Here is a 19,696-nt window from a genome sequence, read left to right on the forward strand (position 1 = left end):
ATCAAGATATGTTCGATAATGCCAGGAAAGATGGCGTATATCCAGTAGTGGGAGCTGGATTCAGGACACAGGAGAAGCAACAAGCCCTTTTTGAATAAAAATCTGATATGATTGGAATGACGCCGAAAAGGTTTCGTGTAAGATGTTATCAGATGCTGTGGAAATTGATATAGATGGTTATAATTATATCTATAAAACCATACTTTGCCATAGAAAAAAATGTGATGGAAAATTGCTGCCCGTCACTTATCAGGCAATGAATTTATATCTTTCCTATCGAGAAGAAAACAGCAATATCATACGCTATATCAAAAAGAATCTTAATAAAGAAAATATCCTAGAAGAATTACTTACACTATTTCCTCAGTACGGACTTGGAGATTTACAATATCGGTGGATGATTGAAGAAGTAAAGAAGGTGAGTGCAGTTAAGCATGACAACTCATGATTTTTTATGATAAAAATAAACTAAGTAATATAATTTATAAAATTTAAATAGGTATCAGGTGAAGTAAAAAATAGTAGCAGCTAATTACGAATTGAGGCTACTATTTATTTTTTGAGATTTTTTCTATAAGAAATACTAAGAATTAGGAAGTAATGATTTGGTTCTACAATTTAAAAGGAGTGTTGACCCTAACACCACGTCATAGTGTAATATAAAAATGAGCTTGAATATATTAACAAAAACTCACAGCCGGCGGAGTGTCAGATAGTATTAATAGCTTTAAAATTAAATTTAGAGGTGTAGCAATGAGAACAGTAAAACAAGTTTCGGATTTGACAGGGATAAGTGTGCGCGCACTACATTATTACGATGAAATAGGATTATTAAAACCAAGTGAAATCACAGAAGCAGGTTACAGACTTTATGATGATGAAGCCCTTAAAACCTTGCAGCAGATTTTATTTTTTAAGGAACTTGATATACCTTTAAAAGATGTTAAAGAAATCATGGATAGTCCCAAGTTTGATAAAATGCAAGCACTAAAAAACCAGAAAAAGCTGCTTATGTTAAAACGGAAAAGGTTGAATGGTTTAATAGAGCTTATAAATAAAACACTAAAAGGAGAAAGCACGATGAATTTTAAAGAATTTGATATGAGCGAATATTATAATGTATTGGAAGAATTTAAAACAGAGCACGAGGATAAGGTAATTAAATATTATGGTAGTGTAGATAAATATAATGAACTTATTGAAAAGTTTAAATCTAAGGAAGATGAAATTGCTAAAATGGCTATAAAGCAATATGGAAGTATTGAAAAATATGCTGAAGCCGTAAAGAAAAATCTTAATAGTGATATTTTAACTTTAGGAGAAAAATGTGATAAGTTTAAAAAAGATTTTTTAGAAGATAAGCATCCTAAATTAAAAGAATTATATAAAAAGCTTACATCTGACTTAAGTAAAGATCCTTCTTCAAAGGAAATTCAACAAATTGCTGAAGAAATAATCAATATAGCTAAAAAAGATTATGAGGCTTTCAAAATGGATAATGGAGATGATCATTGGTACTATATGGTACAAATTTATTTGGTATATCCTGAATGGATAGAAGCAGTTGATAAGAAATATGGCCATGGTGCATCTAAATTTATTGGAGAAGCTCTAAAAAGTTGTTCAGAAACTAAGCAGCCTAAAGTAGAAGAATTATATGAAAAGCTAGTATCTGACTTAAGTAAAGATCCTTCTTCGCAGGAGATTCAACAAATTGTTGAAGAAATGTCAGATGCAACTAAAAAAAGTAATGAATTTTACAAATTAGATGAGGGGGAGAATCATTGGGGTTATATGGGAGAACTTTATTTATCAAATTCTACTTTTATAAAAGTAATTGATAAGAAATATGGCAGTGGTGCATCTAAATTTATTGGAGAAGCTTTAAAATTTTATTCTGAAAATAGTAAGTAAAGTCTTTTGAGAAAGTTTTTCCACGGTAACAAAATGGCAATAAGTTCGTTAACTTTGGCAAAATCAAAGTGTTAATATTTAAGTATACTAGATATAAGGAGTGGTAAGGCATGAGAAAAAAAGCAATACTTTTATTATTAACATTAACAGTTGCATTAAATGTTTCAGCATGTGGAAACAAAGAGAAAAGGAGTGTATTATCAGAGGATGTAAAACAAGAAGTAGCCATGCAAGAAAATGAAACAAAAAAATTGATTGATGCTGGAATTGATTTTTTAAACAAAGGAGAATACGACGATGCTAAAAGCAGTTTTGAAAAAGCAATTTCTATGGACAAATCTAATAAGGGTGCATATATAGAAATAAAAAATAGATATGTGGAAAAACAAAGGATGGACGATGCCTATTATATTATAAAATTAGCTATAAGTAACGATGTTGATACTGAGAATATGAAAGAGATATTAAATGATATAAAATCCAAATTTGAAGTTACCAAATTATCTGAATCTGCATATCAAAATGCTGAGTACAAATTGCCAACTAAAATCAAAGCGAAGATAAACAATGAAGATAAAGAAGTCAATGTAGCTTGGAATGATAATAAGGTAGACACAAGCAAATTAGGAAATATAAAGTATGAGGGTAAAATAGAGCAATATGACAGAAGTGCGGAGTTAAATTTAGAAATAATAAAGGTTGAGAAAGTAAAGAAAATAGGCGGAATAAGCAAAGTATATGAGGAAAATGGCAAAAGATATTTAAAGTTTGATGAGGTAGAATTTTATAAGAACAAAGATGGTAATGATAGCACTGCTGAAAACGAAGCTAGAAAAGACGGGGCAGATGCTGCTCTTTTTGATGAGGGAAATGTAGAGGGTCGTCTAACTAATGGTTATTATATTAGAAATAAAGATAAGAGTTTAAAAACCTATGAAATATCTCCAAATGTAGAAATATCCGTTTGTGGATATAGCGTTAATTTAAATACTATAGACCAACAAAATATAAGTTATGAAAAGTTTAAAACTTTGGATATGGGTGATAGATTTAGATTTAAAGGGGTTTTGTGTCATATATATCTAGAAAACAATGTAGTAGTTAAAATAGAAGAACAATATATTCCTTAAAAGATGTATAATGATAAGTAAGTTATAGATGAGTTACATTAAATAATTATTATTAGAATGTAATTAAAGTAATGTTGTGTTAAGGAGACTTTTTAATGGAGTTCAAGGTTTTAGTAGTGGAAGATGAAATATCTATAAATGATATTTTAGTATCTGCTTTGAGGGCAGATGGCTATGTAGTTAAGGGTGTATTTTTAGCAAAGGATGCAAAAGAGGTACTGGATTCATTTAACCCAGATTTAGTGTTGCTGGACGTAAATTTACCAGATGAAAGCGGTTTTGAATTATGTAGGCATATAAACAGCAAATGTACTATTCCAATAATAATGTTAACTGCACGAAATGATATTGTGGATAAGGTTTTAGGATTGGAATTAGGGGCTGATGATTATATCACTAAACCATTTAATATAAAAGAGGTGCTAACCAGGGTAAAGGTTGCAATTAGAAGAGTTAATAAGTATAAAGAGAAGCCAGAGGAATCATTTATAGAGATAAATAAATTTGTTAAAGTCAATTTAGAAGCTAGAATGGTATTTAAGGATAATGAAGAAGTTAAACTTAAACCTCAGGAATATGAACTACTTGAGTTTTTTATTACAAACAGAAATAAAGTTTTTTCAAGAGAACAAATTTTAGATGAAGTTTGGGGAATGGACTATGATGGGGATTTTAGAACGGTGGATGTTCATGTTAGAAGACTAAGGAGCAAGCTGGATAAAGAAAATGCAGCCTCTATTATAGATACTGTTTTTGGCATAGGATATGTAATGAGGTAGCTTATGAAAATAAGAGATAAATTTATAATTGGATTGACATTTATATTGATAGTTTCATTGGTAGTTATGAATGTGGCAACAACAAATGTTTTAAAGGCAAATATGGAAAAGGGTATAAATAATTCTTTAAAACAAGTAATGAATGGCACTCATGAGTATATAAAGTACAAGCTTTTGGCTAATGGTTCTAAAGATAAGAAAGAATCCTTAGTGGAGGAAGGAAATTATATAATAAAATATATATCCTTAAATTATCAATGCAAATGTGACATAAGGGATATGAATTATAAATTAATAGAGGGAAATGTTGAAGAAGAATTTAGAGATATAATAAAGAGCAGTAATGAAATGGCCATGCAGGGTAAAGCGGTGGTGGATTTAAAATATAAAGGTGATGGAATAACTGCCATGCTAACTTACCCCATATATATTAATGATAATTATATAGGAATTATAAGTATAGTAAGAGGATATGACTCAGAATATAGTACCTATAAAAGAACTATTAATATTATAAATATTATAGAAGTTGGAATATTTATAGCTATATTTATATTTCTATTTTTAAGAACAACTAAAATCACCAATCCGATCAGTAAATTAACAGATGCTATAAAAAAGTTAGGAAATGGTGAATATAGCATTTCAATTGATGAACATGGAAAAGATGAGGTTGCAATATTAGCAAGAGAATTTATAAACATGAGGGATAAAATAAAAGAGCAAATAGAAACCATTGAAGGGGAAAAAGAGAAGGTTTATAAGCTGGAAAAAGGGAGAAGGGAATTTTTCAATAGTGTAACTCATGAATTAAAAACACCATTAACAGCTATATCAGGATATGCTGAATTATTGCTTAGTGGAATGGTTGATGATAAGGAATTTGACAAAAGGGCTATCGAAAGAATATATTCAGAAAGTGATAGACTTCATAAATTAGTATTACAACTTATAGAGGTTTCAAAGGATATGTACATTGTAAAAGAAGAGTTTAAAGAAGTGGATATGAAAAAGCTTATTACTCAAATTTGTAATGATATGAGTATAAAGGCTAATAAGTATTCTTTAAAAATACTACAAAACATGAGTGAAGGAAGGGTTTTTGCACAAGAGGATAAGATTAGACAAGTGATGATTAACGTAATTGACAATGCAATAAAGTATTCCTGGGGCGGAGAGGAAATACAGGTTAATTCACATGTGTTGAATGATAAATATCATATTGAAGTAATAAATAATAGCAACCCAATTTCAGATGAAATATTTAATAATATATTTGAACCCTTTATAAAATCCAATGACAGCATGAGCAAAGATAGCAGAGGGCTAGGCTTATATCTATGCAGTGAAATAATCAAAGAGCACGAAGGGCAAATAACCATGGAAAATGGATTTGTAATAAAAGTAAAGATTTCACTGAAAAATTATAAAAAAGCTTAAGGTTTAGAAAATAAATCTTAGGCTTTTTATTATTTTATCGAAATAAAAGTTTTTTTACATAATCCTGGGGAATATGTTAAAATTAAATTAAAATATTAAGGTTTGCAATATGAAAATATGTATTATCTTATATAAAATCTAACATTTTATAAGTTGTATTAATAAGTATATAGTATTGTAATATAATTGTATTATCATTCCAATTTATCCTATAGGTAAACCTAAATGGTAGATAGAAAATTATAAAATAAAATTAATGATATAACAATATAAATATTTAGGAGGTCAGGCATGGCAATCGTAGAAGTAGTAAAGTATAATGGTAATCCAGATGTTTTTGCATGGAAATATCCCAGTGAAGAATTGGGGACGTGGACTCAACTTATTGTTAATGAGTCACAGGAGGCCATTTTATTCAAAGGTGGAAAAGCCTTAGATGTATTTCAAAGTGGAAGACACACACTTGATACGGCTAATATCCCAATTGTGAATAAAATAATCAACTTACCATTTGGTGGTAGGTCTCCATTTACCGCTGAAGTATGGTATATTAACAAGGCTCACTCCTTGGATGTGAAATGGGGTACAGCCTCACCTATACAATTACAAGATCCAAAATACGACGTTTTTGTACCAATTAGAGCTTTTGGTCAGTTTGGTATAAAAGTTGACAATTCAAAGAAGTTTCTTATTAAATTAGTTGGTACATTACCTGTATTTGATAAAGCCAGTATTGTAAAATATTTCAGAGGTTTATATCTAACCAAGGTAAAGGATGCTATCTCATCTTATTTTGTGCATAAGAAGATAAGCATTATGGAAATAAATGCTTATATCGATGATATTTCTATGTATTTACAAAGTCAAATGGCGCCAATGCTTGATGAATACGGCATAAAGCTAGTTAATTTTTATGTAAATGATATTAGCGTTCCTGAAGACGATCCAGCAGTTGTACAACTAAAGAGTGCTTTGGCAAAGAAAGCTGCAATGAACATTATCGGATATAATTATCAGCAGGAGCGTTCTTTTGATACACTAGAAGGTGCTGCAAAAAACAAAGGTTCATCTTCAAATTTGATGGGCGCTGGTATGGGACTTGGTATGGGAACCACAATGGGTGGCGTTTTAGGGGATCAATTTGGAGGTATTGTAAGAAATATCAACACAAAAGCTGAAGATACAAAAACATGTCCAAACTGTAGTGCTTTAATGCCAAAATCCAAACGTTTTTGTGCTGACTGTGGTTTTGATACATTAAATACAGAAAAAGAGGAAGATGATAAGAAAGGAAAAACGGGTTTTATAATTTGCAATAATTGTGGAAAATCATATAAAAACACAGTGAAATTTTGTCCGGAATGCGGGGATAAATACAATCCATGTCCAAAGTGTGGTGCAGATTTAGAAGAGGGTTCTGTTACTTGCAGTAAATGTAATTACGAATTGCCTACTCCATGCCCACATTGTAAAGCTCCATTACCTAGTGCAAACACTAAGTTTTGCCCAGAATGTGGGAAATCATTAATTAAAAATTGTTCTTCATGTAATAATCCAATTATCGGAAATCCAAAATTTTGTCCTGAGTGCGGGAATAAATTATAAGAGGAAGTGGCGAAATGAATTTATTTAAAAAAAGCTCTCTTACAATTTCTATAGGATTAATTACTTTAATTACAACAATTATGATTTATTTTTTACTTCCATATACAAAGGAAGGGATAGATACGTTAACCTTTGGCGGTATAGTTATTGCCGAAATATTATCCTTACTTTTTATGTTAGTTTTAAATATGAAAACCAATAGAAATAAGTTAATTATATTTGCTGGTGTATACACTACGATATTTTTATACTTGATTGCTTCTATTGGGGCAGCAATTATTTTCCCTATATTTTTTAGAACAGCGCTAACAGCATATATTGTTATTCAAATTATACTCACAGCAGCTATGTTGGTTATTTTAATAACAACATTTGTTATGGGTTCAAGAGTAATTTTAAATGACAAGAATACAATGGAACAAGTTGCTGCATTTAAAACTATAGAAAATAATATTTTATTGATAAAAGATAATCCAAAAAATATAGAATACAGTGATTCTTTAAGACAAATATATGATGAAATTGCATATTGCGACCAAAGCACATATGTAAAGACAGATAATATTATCGCAGAAAAGATTGATGATTTAAATCAATTGTTGCAATCTGAAGAAGTAGACAAGCAAAAAACTACTTATTTAATTAGTCATATTTTACAGCTGATTAAACAAAGAAATATTGAAGTGAAAAAGATTAAAATGGGAGGAATTTAACAATGGCAAATAATTCTGCACAGTCTGCTATAACAAAAGATAAAGTTAAAATCGTATTTCAGTCAATTATTGGCTGGGCACTTGCTATTATGTTTGGATTAATGTCTTTAGTTGGTCTTACACAACTTAAAGAAGGAAACGCTGTGGTAGTTTTAATATTTTGTTTAGCTCTTACTACTTATGGAATTTCATTAATTAAAAAAGCAAATAAATGTAAAAAGTTAATCAATTTATTCAGAAATTATTCTACTCGTTTAGCCTCTGATCCAATAAAATCTATTGATTTATTAGCAAGATCAACAGGCTCCACGGTTGACGCTGTTAAGAAAAATATTGTTGAAATGATAAATAGGGGTTATTTTACAAATGCATATATTGATATTAATAGAAATTGCATAGTGTTTCAAGGAGAAACACAACCAGCACAGCAGCAGACAAGTGCAAATACTATGAAGACTCCTAATAACCAACCACAGCAGGAATATATAACAGTAGCATGTGGCGGATGTGGAGCAACAAATAAAATAATCAAAGGAAGAGTAGGAGAGTGTGAATATTGTGGTTCTCAAATGTCGGGAAAGTAGAGATCAAGATCAATATTATATAAATATAATTATTTAGAAAGTAAAGTTGATGGGATTATAAAAAAGCTTAAAGTTGAAGAAATCAATTTTAGGCTTTTTACTATCTTGTTGAAATAAATTAAAAATTAAAATGAGAGGAATTTAATAATGGCAAGTAATTCTGCACAGACCGCTATATCAAGAGATAAAGTCAAAATAGTACTTCAGTCAATTGCTGGCTGGATACTTGTTATTATGTTTGGATCAATAACTTTGTTTAGTCTTACACAAGCTAAAGAAGGAAACAATGATGGGGGAGTTTTAAGCTTTTGTTTGATTCTTACTATTTGTGGATTTTTATTAGTGAAAAAAGCATATAAACATAAACATCTAATCAAACTATTTAAAAATTACTCCACTCGTCTTGCGTCTGATCCAACAAGATCTATTGATTTGTTAGCGAGATCAACAGATACTACGGTTGACGTTGTTAGAAAAAATATTACTGAAATGATAAACAAGGGTTATTTTACAAATGCGTATATTGATGTTAATAGAAATTGTCTCGTATTTGTAGGAGAAACACAACCAGCACAGCAGCAGGCAAGTGCAAATACCATAAAAACTCCTAATAATAAACCACAGCAAGAATATATAGCAGTAAAATGCGGCGGATGTGGAGCAACAAATAAAATAATCAAAGGAAGGGTAGGAGAGTGTGAGTATTGCGGTTCTCAAATATCAGGAGAGTAGATAAAAATGGATTTACTAAAATAGTAAGTCCATTTTTTATGTAGAATGATAAAATATTTTAACATAATCTTGGGAAATATGTTAAAATTAAAGTAAAATATTTAAGATTTGTTGATGTTGAAAGTGAACGATAGGGTATATTTATTAGTTTGAATATCAAAATGATACTTATATTTTAGAAAGAAGTTTGCTAAATATGATAGGGTATAAACAATAAAATGTTAATAGTATACTTGTATAAGTTTGAAATTTTTACACTAATATTTTTAACTTATTCATTGTTCTTCCACTTCTATTAGGGATTAATTCATTCGTCAAAGTTATCTTATTTTTTAGGTTTGAGAAGAGCAATGTTCATATAACTTTTTTATAGAAAGTAAGAAAATAATTTATTATGGAGACGAATAGGGGGATAATAAATTGAAACCACCAAAAATATTGGATAATAAATTAAATGGAAAAGTTTTTGATGAATTAAAGAAGAATCTAAGGAAAGATTCAAAGCTTTCAATTATATCTGCTTACTTTACTATTTATGCTTATAAAGAATTGAGTAAAGAATTAAGTAAAATTGATAACCTAAGATTTTTATTTACTGAACCAACTTTTGTGAAAAGAGATAAAGAATTAGTTAGAGAATATTTTATAGACAGAACACCTGAACATAAGATATCAGGAAATGAATTTGAGATTAAAATTAGAAATGAAATGAATCAAGCAAGTATAGCTAAAGAGTGTTCTGAATGGATTAAAAATAAGGCTGAGTTTAAATCACTTATAAAGCCAAACCCAGCACAACAAAGGCTTATATATATAGAAAATGAAGATGATAATATATCTATAAATGGAACGGTGGATTTTACCACAGATGGTTTAGGATTTTCTCCATCTAATAGAATGGACATGAATACATGCATGTATGGAAAAGAGTATACTAGTCAATTCCTTACAATGTTCAATAATATATGGGAAGATGAGAGTTTAGTTGAGGATGTAAAAACAAAGGTTTTAGAACAAATGCAACTCATATATAAAGAAAATACTCCTGAGTTTATATACTTTGTAACTTTATATAATATATTTAAAAACTATCTAGGTGAGATAACAGAAGAAAATATAGTTAAAACTAAAATAGGATTTAAAGAAACTGAGGTTTGGAATAAATTATATAAGTTTCAAAAGGATGGAATTATAGGGGTAATAGATAAAATTGAAAAGCATGGTGGATGTATAATTGCTGATTCAGTAGGCCTCGGAAAAACCTTTTCAGCACTAGCAGTTATAAAATATTATGAACTTAGAAATTACAGAGTATTAGTATTAGTACCTAAAAAATTAAGAGAAAACTGGACAATCTATACCTTAAATGATAAAAGAAATATCTTATTAAAGGATAGGCTTAATTATGATGTATTAAATCATACTGATTTAAGTAGAGAATCAGGTTATTCAGGTGAGATTAACTTAGAGACTATAAATTGGAGTAATTATGATTTAGTAGTTATAGATGAATCACATAACTTTAGAAATAATAATGCTAGAAATGAAAAGGTGACAAGATATTCTAAGTTATTAAATGATGTTATTAAAAGTGGAGCTGAAACAAAAATATTGATGCTATCGGCTACACCAGTAAATAATAGGATGAATGATCTTAAGAATCAAATCAACTTTATTACAGAGGGAAGAGATAATGCATTTGAATCAGAGGGAATAACTAGTGTTGAGTTAACCTTAAGGAAAGCACAGCTTGTATTTAATAAATGGACAGAATTAGAAGAAAATGAAAGAACATTAGATATTTTCATGGAAATGATGAATATGGATTATTTTAAACTACTTGATACAGTAACCATAGCAAGGTCAAGAAAACACATTGAAAAGTATTATGACGTAGCTGAAATTGGAAAATTCCCCAAAAGATTAAAACCTATCAATATTAAATCAAATATTGATGAAATGGATGAGTTTCCAAGTTTGGAGCATGTAAATAAAGTTATTAGAAATCTTAATCTAAGCACCTATGCTCCGTTAAAATATGTATTGCCAGAAAAGAGAGGTGAATATGATAAGAAATACGATACTTATGTAAAAGGTGGACAATCTGTATTTAGACAAGTTGATAGGGAACAGAGTTTGGTTAGTTTAATGAGAGTTAATATTTTAAAAAGAATGGAGAGCTCAATTAACTCTTTTGGTATAACTATAGCTAAACTTTTAAAGCAAATAGATTATACTTTAGAAAAAATTGAAAGAAAACAAATGGATTTTGATACATCACTAAATATATCAGATATTGAAATTGATGATGTACAACTTGAGGATTCATTAATAGGAAATAAAGTTAAAGTTCTTATTCAAGATATGGATTTAATAAAGTGGAAACAGGATTTAGAAGATGATAAGAAGAAGTTAGAAGAACTTATTGTAGAGGCAGCTAAGGTAGTTAAAAACAGAGATGCTAAATTAAACAGCTTAAAAGAAATGATAATAACAAAAATAAATAAGCCTTTAAATGAAGGTAATAAAAAGATTATAATTTTCTCAGCTTTTGCAGATACAGCTAATTATCTATATGAAAGTTTATCCCCATGGATTAGAGAAGAATTTAATCTTCACACTGCATTAGTTACAGGAGCAGGAGAGAATAAGTGCACACTTGCTGGTGTAAATAAAAAAGATTTAAATGCAGTATTAACTAATTTCTCACCTAAATCAAAGGAAAGGGAAAAAATTTATACTGATATGAAAGAGGAAATAGATATATTAATAGCTACAGATTGTATATCAGAAGGACAGAATTTACAGGATTGTGACTATTTAATAAACTATGATATACACTGGAATCCAGTTAGAATAATACAGAGATTTGGTAGAATAGATAGATTAGGTTCAAAAAATGATGTCATACAGCTAGTTAACTTTTGGCCTAATATGGAATTAGATGAATATATAAACCTTGAGGCTAGAGTTACAGGTAGGATGATGCTTTTAGATATTTCAGCTACTGGAGAAGAAAACATAATTGACAATAATGGTAAATCTAAAATGAATGACTTAGAATATAGAAAGAAGCAATTAAAACAACTGCAAGATGAAGTTGTAGACCTTGAAGATATTTCAGGGGGAATCTCTATTACAGACCTTACAATGAATGATTTTAAAATGGATTTAATGGGATATATGAAGGCTCATGAAGTAGAGTTAGAAAAACCTCCATTAGGTATGTATGCGATTTCTACTATTAATGAGGAAGAATTAAAAGATCAAATAAGACCAGGAGTTATATTTACATTAAAACAAGTGAATCACAATGCAAAACCAGAAGAAAGTAATTCTCTATATCCTTATTACATGGTTTATATTTATCAGGATGGAACTATTAGGTATAATTACATTCACACAAAGAAGATACTGGATTTTTATAGAAAATTATGTTCAGGAAAAAAAGAAGTATTAACACAAATAGTTAAAGCTTTTAATAGTGAAACCAATGATGGAAGAGATATGAAGAGATATTCAAGTCTTTTAGAAGCTGCTATTGATAATATAATTGGTAAAAAAGAAGAGAAAGGAGTAGCCTCCTTATTTAGCAAAGGAGGAACGACTATACAAAAGAGCTTATTTAAAGGTATTGATGACTTTGAGCTAGTATCATTTTTAGTGATTAAATAGGGGGAACTATGGTAAGTAAACTATATGAAAAAATGAATATACCAGCAGCTTGTGAAGTAGGTAACACTATATTTAAAAAGTTATTTTACGAAAATGCCAATATGAGTAGTGGAGATAGAGAGATATTCACTACTCATATTGAGAAGATAGTTTGGAAATATTCATTTAAAGAAGAAACCTTAAATATAAAAGCATATAAAACAGAGGAATTAGATTATGAAGAAATAGCTGTTATTGAGATATCATTAAAGGAGGATAAAAAGTATAAAAGAATAGCTGAAATTGTACAAAATGCCATGCCATATCCTTTAATATTGATATTTGTTAAAGAAGATGAAATTCTTTTAAATACAGCTAATAAAAGAGTTAATAAAGTAGATGTTAGCAAAAATACCGTTGAAGATTATATTTATAGTTCATGGATAAATCTTTCAAACTTAAAGAATAATGAGGAGAAATTCTTACAATCATTAAATATAAAAGAGTTTTCCTTTGTAAATATATATAAATTTTATTGCAGCTTTTTAGATAGAATTAATATCTTTAATGCATCGACTATTACAGGTGATTTTGACAATTTGAAAAATAAAGATATAGAAGAGGTAAATGTTTTAAATACTGAAATAGAAAGTTTAAATAGTGAAATTGAAAGATTAAGAGGAGATTTAAAAAAGGAACAACATTTTAATAAAAGGGTGGATATAAATATAAAGATAAAGAGAATAGAATCAAAAATAAATAATTTAATTGAAAAATTAAAAGCATAAATAAGACTCTACTTATAATTTTAGGGGGAAAACAAAATGGAAAAAATGAATGGATACAGCTTAGATATAGTTAAAGAAAATGTATCAAAACTAAAAGAAATATTCCCAGAGGTGTTCTGTGAAGATAAAGTAGATTTTGAAAGATTACAAGAGGTTCTGGGAGAGTATATAGAAGATAAAGAAGAAAGATATAGATTTGAATGGCATGGGAAATCACAGGCTATAAGGATGGCACAAACACCATCAAGAGGAACATTAAGACCATGCAAAGAAGAAAGTAAGAATTGGGATACAACAGAGAATTTATATATCGAAGGGGATAACCTAGAGGTTTTAAAATTACTTCAAAAGAGTTATCAAAATAAAATAAAAATGATATACATAGACCCTCCATATAACACAGGAAATGACTTTGTATATAAAGATGATTACAAAGATAACCTTAAAAATTACTTAGAAATAACAGGACAAGTTGATGAAGAAGGAAATAAAACATCCACAAATTCAGAAAAAAGTGGAAGATATCATACTAATTGGTTAAATATGATGTATCCAAGATTAAGATTAGCTAAAAATTTATTAACTGAGGATGGGGTAATATTTATTAGTATTGATGAAAAAGAGGTTACATCTTTGACAAGTATATGTAATGAGATTTTTGGTGAATTAAATCATTTAGAAACTTTTCATATCAAAGTTCGTTATGAAAACAAATCATTAAATGAAGATAGTGACTTTCAACCAGTTATGGAATATGTACTTATTTATGCAAAAAACAGATTATCTTATATACCACAAAAACCCTCTGAATCATATGATTTGTCTAAGTTTATATATTCTTTTTCAGAGTTAACTGAAGGTGAAACATTACAAATAGCCAATAAGACTGTTACTATTTTTAAAAATGGAGAATGGAAAATTTCCAAAAGTGACGAAGGAAAAATTGGTTTATTAAAAGAAACATGGGCATCTGGAAGTATTGTTAAACAAAGTGGAACAGCTGCTGAATTTTTAGCAAAATACTTGATTGATAGGAAGCCATTAGATGGACTTGGTGTATTATATAAAATTCATAACATGGGTGAAGATGGTTTAGGATATCGTTATGTTACTGGGCCCTTAAAAGAAGATGCCATTAGAGGCAAGTTTTATTCAGGTGTACCGTTGGAGAGAACTAGAGAGATAGAAGCTGGTATTTCTTTAAAATATAAACCTATTGTGAATTTCTATGATTATAGTGGAGGTTTTGGAAACATAAGGCATGAAGGTGGAGTTGCATTCAATAGTGGTAAAAAGCCTATAAAAATGCTTCAGCACTTAATGTTTACTGCAAACTTAAAGCCTTGTGATATAGTACTGGATTTCTTCAGTGGTAGTGCAAGCACTGCTCACGCATTAATGGACTACAACCAAAGCAAAAATATGAATTTTAAATTTATAATGGTTCAGTTACCTGAACCAATAGATGAAAAATCAGAAGCTTTTAAAGCTGGCTATAAAAACATATGGGAAATAGGAAAAGAGCGTATAAGACGTGCTGGGGATAAAATTGTTGAAGAAAACAAAGATAAAGAAGGCATTAAGGATTTAGATATTGGATTTAAGGTGTTTAAGTTAGATTCTTCTAATATTAAGCCTTGGAATCCAAGTTATGAAAATATAGCAAACAGATTAGACGAAATGGTTGATAATTTTGTGGAAGATAGAATAGAGGAAGATGTAGTTTATGAAATAATGCTTAAGTATGGCATTGATTTAACCTATCCTATTGAAGTTAGAGAAATTAGTGGAAAAAAAGTATTTAGTATAGGCTTTGGAGCTTTAATTATTTGTCTGGATAATGAGATTACTTTAGATGTGGTTAATGGTATTGTGGATTTAAAAAATGAGCTATCCCCTGAAATTACTAGAATAGTATTTAAGGATAATGGATTTAAAACGGATTCTGTAAAAACTAATGCTATAGAAATATTGAAGAGAAATAATATAAATGAAGTAATGAGCATATAGGAGGGAAACTTAAATGAAACTACAATTTAATCCAGATTTAGACTATCAAAAGGAAAGTATCTCTTCTATAGTTAATATTTTTAAGGGGCAAACCCCAGCACAATCAAATTTTACGGTATCCGCTTTAATGGACAAAGCAGGAACAGAAGGTAAGCTTATAACTAATACAGGTATAGGTAATAGATTAGAGCTAGATGAGGAGGATCTCTTAAAAAATGTAAGAGATATTCAACTTAAAAATGGACTTAAACCTTCAACTTTAAAGGAGTTAGGTAAAAATAATTTTAAATTTACAGTGGAAATGGAAACAGGCACAGGAAAGACTTATGTTTATTTAAGAACCATATTTGAGCTTAATGCTAAATACGGCTTTACAAAGTTTGTGATAGTAGTTCCCTCCGTTGCCATTAAAGAGGGTGTTGTTAAGTCTATAGATATTATGACAGAACATTTTAAAGGACTTTATAATAATGTAATATTTAAATCTTATGAATATAAAGCAAAACAATTAGATATTATAAGAGATTTTGCAACCAGTGACAATATAAGAATAATGGTTATGACCATTCAATCCTTTAACAAGGATAGTAATGTAATTAATATAGACAATGAAAAAACTAATGGGGTTAAGCCTATTGAATTTATAAAAGAAACTAATCCTATTGTAATTATAGATGAACCCCAAAGTTCAGCTAGTACAGAGAAAGCCATGGATGCGATTAATTCATTAAATCCATTATGTACAGTGGGGTATTCTGCTACCCATAAACATAAACATAATTTAATGTTTAGACTAGATGCTGTAGATGCCTATGAAAGACAATTAGTAAAACAAATAGAGGCTGCCAGTGTTATTTCAAAGGATAACAATAATGCAGCCTATATAAAGCTTATAAGCGTAAATAATAAAAAATCACCAATTAAAGCAAAAATTGAAATAGATAAATGGGATGATAAAAAAGGAACAATAGTTAGAAGTGCAAAAGAATGCAAAGTAGGAAATGATTTATATGATCTCTCTGGAGAAAGAGCGGTATATAAGGGGTATCAAATCACAGAGATAAATGCCAAAGAAGGAGATGAATATGTTTCTTTTGTAGGACATGAACCTATAAGATTGGGAGAAATTCGTGGTGAAATTGATGATGATATAATGAAAAGAACTCAAATAAGAAAAACTATTGAAGAGCATTTAAACAAAGAGCTTAGACTTAAAAAAGAAGGAATAAAGGTCCTTAGTTTATTTTTTATAGATAAAGTTGCAAACTATAGAACTATAGACAAAGAAGGAAATCCGCAAAAAGGAAAGTATGCCCTTTGGTTTGAAGAGGAATATAAAAAATCTATACAAAACCCTAAGTATAAAGCTCTATTTAATGATGTGGATACAGAAACAGCGGCAGAATTAGTTCATAATGGATATTTTGCACAGGATAAAAAGGGAGCATTAAAAGATACAAGTGGTTCAACAGCAGCGGATGAGGATGCATATAGCTTAATAATGAAAGATAAAGAAAAATTGCTGAGTTTCGATACAAAATTAAAATTTATATTCTCGCATTCAGCATTAAAAGAAGGTTGGGATAACCCAAATGTATTCCAAATATGTACTTTAAATGAAACAAAGTCAGAATCAAAAAAGAGGCAAGAAATAGGTAGAGGTTTAAGACTAGCAGTTAACCAAGAAGGTGAAAGAGTATACGGTTTTGCTGTAAACACATTAACTGTAATGGCTAATGAAAGTTATGAAGACTTTGCTAGAAAGCTACAAAATGAATATGAAGAAGATGAAGGCATTAAATTTGGTGTTGTTGAGAAGCATAGCTTTGCTAATATTATAATATCAAAAGATGGAGAATCTACATATTTAGAACAAGAAGGTTCTCAAAAGATATTCAACTATCTAAAAGAAGTTAGATATATAGATGATAAAGGGAAAATAACAGATGAACTAAGAACAGCTTTAAAACAGCAAAAGGTAGATATACCTGAAGAATTTAAAGCAATAGAAACTCAAATAGTTGCTAATCTTAAAAGGTTAGCTGGTAGCTTAAATGTAAAGAATGGAGAAGATAAAAAGCCTGTACACTTAAATAAAATAAGATATTTAAGTCCAGAATTTAAGGAGTTATGGGATAGAATAAAATACAAGACAACATATTCAGTTGAATTTGATTCTAATGAACTTATAAGTAAATGTGCTAAAGAAATAAAAAACACTCTTAGTATTAATAAAGCTAAGTTAGTTTATTCAAAAGCAGAAATAGATATAACTAAAGCTGGAACAACAACTGAAGAAAATAATAGATACAGTATTGATATAGAAGAGCCTAATTTTATATTACCAGATATAATCACTTTCTTACAAAATGGAACAAATTTGACTAGAAGAACATTAGTAGAAATACTAAAAAAATCGGAAAGATTAAGTGATTTTAAAAAGAATCCTCAAAAGTTTATGGATGAAGTAGCTAGTATTATTAAAAGAAAAATGAGATTAATGATAGTTGATGGTATTAAGTATGAAAAGATAGGTGATGGTGAGTATTATGCTCAGGAACTATTTGAAACTGAGGAGCTCAGTGGATATTTATCTAAGAACATGATTGAAAGTAAAAAGTCTGTTTATGATTATATTATTTATGATTCAGATGTAGAGGCAGAGTTCGCTAAAAAGTTCGAAAAAAATGATAGTGTAAAAATGTATATTAAATTGCCAGATTGGTTTAAAGTAGAAACACCACTAGGAAGTTACAATCCAGACTGGGCAGTATTAATAGAAAAGGATAATACAGAAAAACTCTATTTTGTAGTTGAAACCAAAGGAAACATTTTAGCGGAAGAGCTAAGAGAAAGAGAATATAAAAAAATTCAATGTGGATATAAGCATTTCGCAGCACTGGGTAATAAAATTAGATTTAAAGAAACAGATAATTTTGAGAAGTTCATTGAGAATGTATAAAGGAAGAAGGAATTAAATTTAATTTCTTCGAATGAGAAAGAACCTAAGTCATGACATTAGATAATGGGACGCTGTAGACGAAAAGATGGGCAAGAGTATAAAACATTTACTATGGAGAAATTGAAAAAGCTTAAGTATGTGCTAAGTGGGATGGAATTTTAATTAAGTACATTTATATTAAAGAAAATACAAATCCTGCAAGTCTTAGTGGGCCTAAAAGACTTGCAAGATTTGTACTATTTTATTGGCACGGAAGTAATACGCTTGAAGTTAATATATTTTTCATAGTTTTAATCTAGTGTTTAAAGGAAATTAGATAAAATTTAGGAGAGTATTTACAACTGTCGAAGAAGTTGTGTTATAGAATAATAATGTCCATGTGCTATTATTAAAATTACTGAGAGGTGGTAACAATATGGATCACAAGTTAATTTACAAAAAAATTGAGGATTTAATACCTAAAGATAAGGTTGATGCTTTATATTTATTTGGATCTTATGCTGATGGTACTTTTACAGAGAATAGTGATATTGATCTTGCAATTTTTAGTGATAATTTAAGTTATATAGAATTAGTTGATTTAGAGGATAAAATAAGTGAAAGACTTAATAAAGAAGTAGACCTTGTATTACCAGAAAAAAGTGATTTTTTATTATCAAAAGAGATATTTTAAGGTAAGTCTTTAATTGAGACATCAGAAGCTTTTGATATGTGGTTTGAAAGATTTGAGGAATGGTTAGTTTCTGAATGGTGGTTTATAGAAATGTGTGGTTTAAATGATTAGCTTAAATTATTATATTAATTGACCAATTTGCAGCACAAAAGGATATGAAAATTATATTCATGAAAAATATTGTAAAAAGAATAAGTAAAAATAAAAGCTTTAGATAGAACATTTTATCATCTGAAGTTTCTATCATCAAAAATTATATTTAATAAAAAACTACACCTGTTTATGATAATCTAAAAGTACCCTCAATAATAATTGAAAAGTTCCCCTGAAAATAATACAATTCCCTTGTAGTGAAGTTACAGGGGGAGTGTTCTAGGGGTGATAAATTTGAGCAAAAAAGCTGAAATAATTTCATTTAGTAATTATAACAGGACTGAGTGTGTAATTTATATTAATTTATTGATAAGGACAGTTTGAGATTAACAAAGAACATACGGTGTATGGCTTACAATTATGCGCATAATAACTCCATAAACAACCCTAAAACCGACAGGTTTCAACACCCTGTCGGTTTTTATTATATCCCCACCTTTATTATCATATTTTCCACTAAAGTTACGTCAAGTACGTAAATTAACGTACCTTACGTTAATGTGTCGATGAAACCTTGATAATTTACACTAAAGACAGAAAATACAGAATAATCAATACA

At 29.2% G+C, this 19,696-nt stretch carries 14 protein-coding genes and 1 pseudogene; all 15 read left to right on the top strand.

The genetic code is table 11. The annotated features are described in order from the left end of the window. Window positions 1-2: 2 nt before the first annotated feature. Window positions 3-95: pseudogene (locus RYO54_RS20180) on the top strand (peptidase M15); the annotation flags it as partial. Window positions 96-142: 47 nt separating this feature from the next. Further along, window positions 143-448, top strand: a complete 306-nt coding sequence (locus RYO54_RS02900) for a hypothetical protein (RefSeq protein ID WP_315115467.1) — start codon at window positions 143-145, stop codon at window positions 446-448. Between the two features lie 305 nt (window positions 449-753). After that, window positions 754-1,914, top strand: a complete 1,161-nt coding sequence (locus RYO54_RS02905) for a MerR family transcriptional regulator (RefSeq protein ID WP_315115468.1) — start codon at window positions 754-756, stop codon at window positions 1,912-1,914. Window positions 1,915-2,024: 110 nt separating this feature from the next. Next, entirely contained in the window at window positions 2,025-3,044 is a 1,020-nt protein-coding gene (locus RYO54_RS02910; protein ID WP_315115469.1) for an Ig-like domain-containing protein, read from the top strand. Window positions 3,045-3,139: 95 nt separating this feature from the next. Further along, window positions 3,140-3,823, top strand: coding sequence for a response regulator transcription factor (locus RYO54_RS02915; RefSeq protein ID WP_315115470.1), 684 nt, complete (start codon window positions 3,140-3,142; stop codon window positions 3,821-3,823). A 3-nt stretch (window positions 3,824-3,826) separates the two neighbouring features. Next, window positions 3,827-5,263 (top strand): HAMP domain-containing sensor histidine kinase, encoded by a 1,437-nt coding sequence (locus RYO54_RS02920; protein WP_315115471.1) that lies wholly within the window; start codon window positions 3,827-3,829, stop codon window positions 5,261-5,263. Window positions 5,264-5,554: 291 nt separating this feature from the next. Continuing rightward, window positions 5,555-6,868, top strand: coding sequence for an SPFH domain-containing protein (locus RYO54_RS02925; RefSeq protein WP_315115473.1), 1,314 nt, complete (start codon window positions 5,555-5,557; stop codon window positions 6,866-6,868). A gap of 14 nt (window positions 6,869-6,882) precedes the next feature. Beyond that, window positions 6,883-7,581 carry a hypothetical protein gene (locus RYO54_RS02930; RefSeq protein ID WP_315115475.1) on the top strand — a complete coding sequence of 233 codons (699 nt, stop codon included), beginning with the start codon at window positions 6,883-6,885 and terminating at the stop codon, window positions 7,579-7,581. Between the two features lie 2 nt (window positions 7,582-7,583). Beyond that, window positions 7,584-8,165: a hypothetical protein gene (locus tag RYO54_RS02935; protein WP_315115477.1), complete on the top strand. Its 582-nt coding sequence runs from the start codon at window positions 7,584-7,586 to the stop codon at window positions 8,163-8,165. Window positions 8,166-8,312: 147 nt separating this feature from the next. Beyond that, complete coding sequence (locus RYO54_RS02940; RefSeq protein ID WP_315115480.1) at window positions 8,313-8,897, top strand: hypothetical protein; 585 nt, start codon at window positions 8,313-8,315, stop codon at window positions 8,895-8,897. Window positions 8,898-9,317: 420 nt separating this feature from the next. Beyond that, window positions 9,318-12,572: a helicase-related protein gene (locus tag RYO54_RS02945; protein WP_315115483.1), complete on the top strand. Its 3,255-nt coding sequence runs from the start codon at window positions 9,318-9,320 to the stop codon at window positions 12,570-12,572. A gap of 8 nt (window positions 12,573-12,580) precedes the next feature. After that, window positions 12,581-13,339 carry a DUF4391 domain-containing protein gene (locus tag RYO54_RS02950; RefSeq protein ID WP_315115486.1) on the top strand — a complete coding sequence of 253 codons (759 nt, stop codon included), beginning with the start codon at window positions 12,581-12,583 and terminating at the stop codon, window positions 13,337-13,339. A gap of 36 nt (window positions 13,340-13,375) precedes the next feature. Next, window positions 13,376-15,349, top strand: a complete 1,974-nt coding sequence (locus RYO54_RS02955) for a site-specific DNA-methyltransferase (protein ID WP_315115489.1) — start codon at window positions 13,376-13,378, stop codon at window positions 15,347-15,349. A gap of 13 nt (window positions 15,350-15,362) precedes the next feature. After that, window positions 15,363-18,311: a DEAD/DEAH box helicase family protein gene (locus RYO54_RS02960; RefSeq protein ID WP_315115492.1), complete on the top strand. Its 2,949-nt coding sequence runs from the start codon at window positions 15,363-15,365 to the stop codon at window positions 18,309-18,311. Between the two features lie 415 nt (window positions 18,312-18,726). Next, window positions 18,727-18,984, top strand: a complete 258-nt coding sequence (locus RYO54_RS02965) for a type VII toxin-antitoxin system MntA family adenylyltransferase antitoxin (protein WP_315115495.1) — start codon at window positions 18,727-18,729, stop codon at window positions 18,982-18,984. Window positions 18,985-19,696 lie beyond the last annotated feature (712 nt).

It is taken from the genome of uncultured Clostridium sp., from assembly GCF_963515715.1.
In the GTDB taxonomy this organism is placed as follows: Bacteria; Bacillota; Clostridia; order Clostridiales; family Clostridiaceae; genus Clostridium_AW.

Excerpts from the sequence above, each read along its gene's own strand:
- RYO54_RS02900 (WP_315115467.1), top strand. The coding sequence starts at position 143 with ATGTTATCAGATGCTGTGGAAATTGATATAGATGGTTATAATTATATC.
- RYO54_RS02905 (WP_315115468.1), top strand. The coding sequence starts at position 754 with ATGAGAACAGTAAAACAAGTTTCGGATTTGACAGGGATAAGTGTGCGC.
- RYO54_RS02910 (WP_315115469.1), top strand. The coding sequence starts at position 2,025 with ATGAGAAAAAAAGCAATACTTTTATTATTAACATTAACAGTTGCATTA.
- RYO54_RS02915 (WP_315115470.1), top strand. The coding sequence starts at position 3,140 with ATGGAGTTCAAGGTTTTAGTAGTGGAAGATGAAATATCTATAAATGAT.
- RYO54_RS02920 (WP_315115471.1), top strand. The coding sequence starts at position 3,827 with ATGAAAATAAGAGATAAATTTATAATTGGATTGACATTTATATTGATA.
- RYO54_RS02925 (WP_315115473.1), top strand. The coding sequence starts at position 5,555 with ATGGCAATCGTAGAAGTAGTAAAGTATAATGGTAATCCAGATGTTTTT.
- RYO54_RS02930 (WP_315115475.1), top strand. The coding sequence starts at position 6,883 with ATGAATTTATTTAAAAAAAGCTCTCTTACAATTTCTATAGGATTAATT.
- RYO54_RS02935 (WP_315115477.1), top strand. The coding sequence starts at position 7,584 with ATGGCAAATAATTCTGCACAGTCTGCTATAACAAAAGATAAAGTTAAA.
- RYO54_RS02940 (WP_315115480.1), top strand. The coding sequence starts at position 8,313 with ATGGCAAGTAATTCTGCACAGACCGCTATATCAAGAGATAAAGTCAAA.
- RYO54_RS02950 (WP_315115486.1), top strand. The coding sequence starts at position 12,581 with ATGGTAAGTAAACTATATGAAAAAATGAATATACCAGCAGCTTGTGAA.
- RYO54_RS02955 (WP_315115489.1), top strand. The coding sequence starts at position 13,376 with ATGGAAAAAATGAATGGATACAGCTTAGATATAGTTAAAGAAAATGTA.
- RYO54_RS02960 (WP_315115492.1), top strand. The coding sequence starts at position 15,363 with ATGAAACTACAATTTAATCCAGATTTAGACTATCAAAAGGAAAGTATC.
- RYO54_RS02965 (WP_315115495.1), top strand. The coding sequence starts at position 18,727 with ATGGATCACAAGTTAATTTACAAAAAAATTGAGGATTTAATACCTAAA.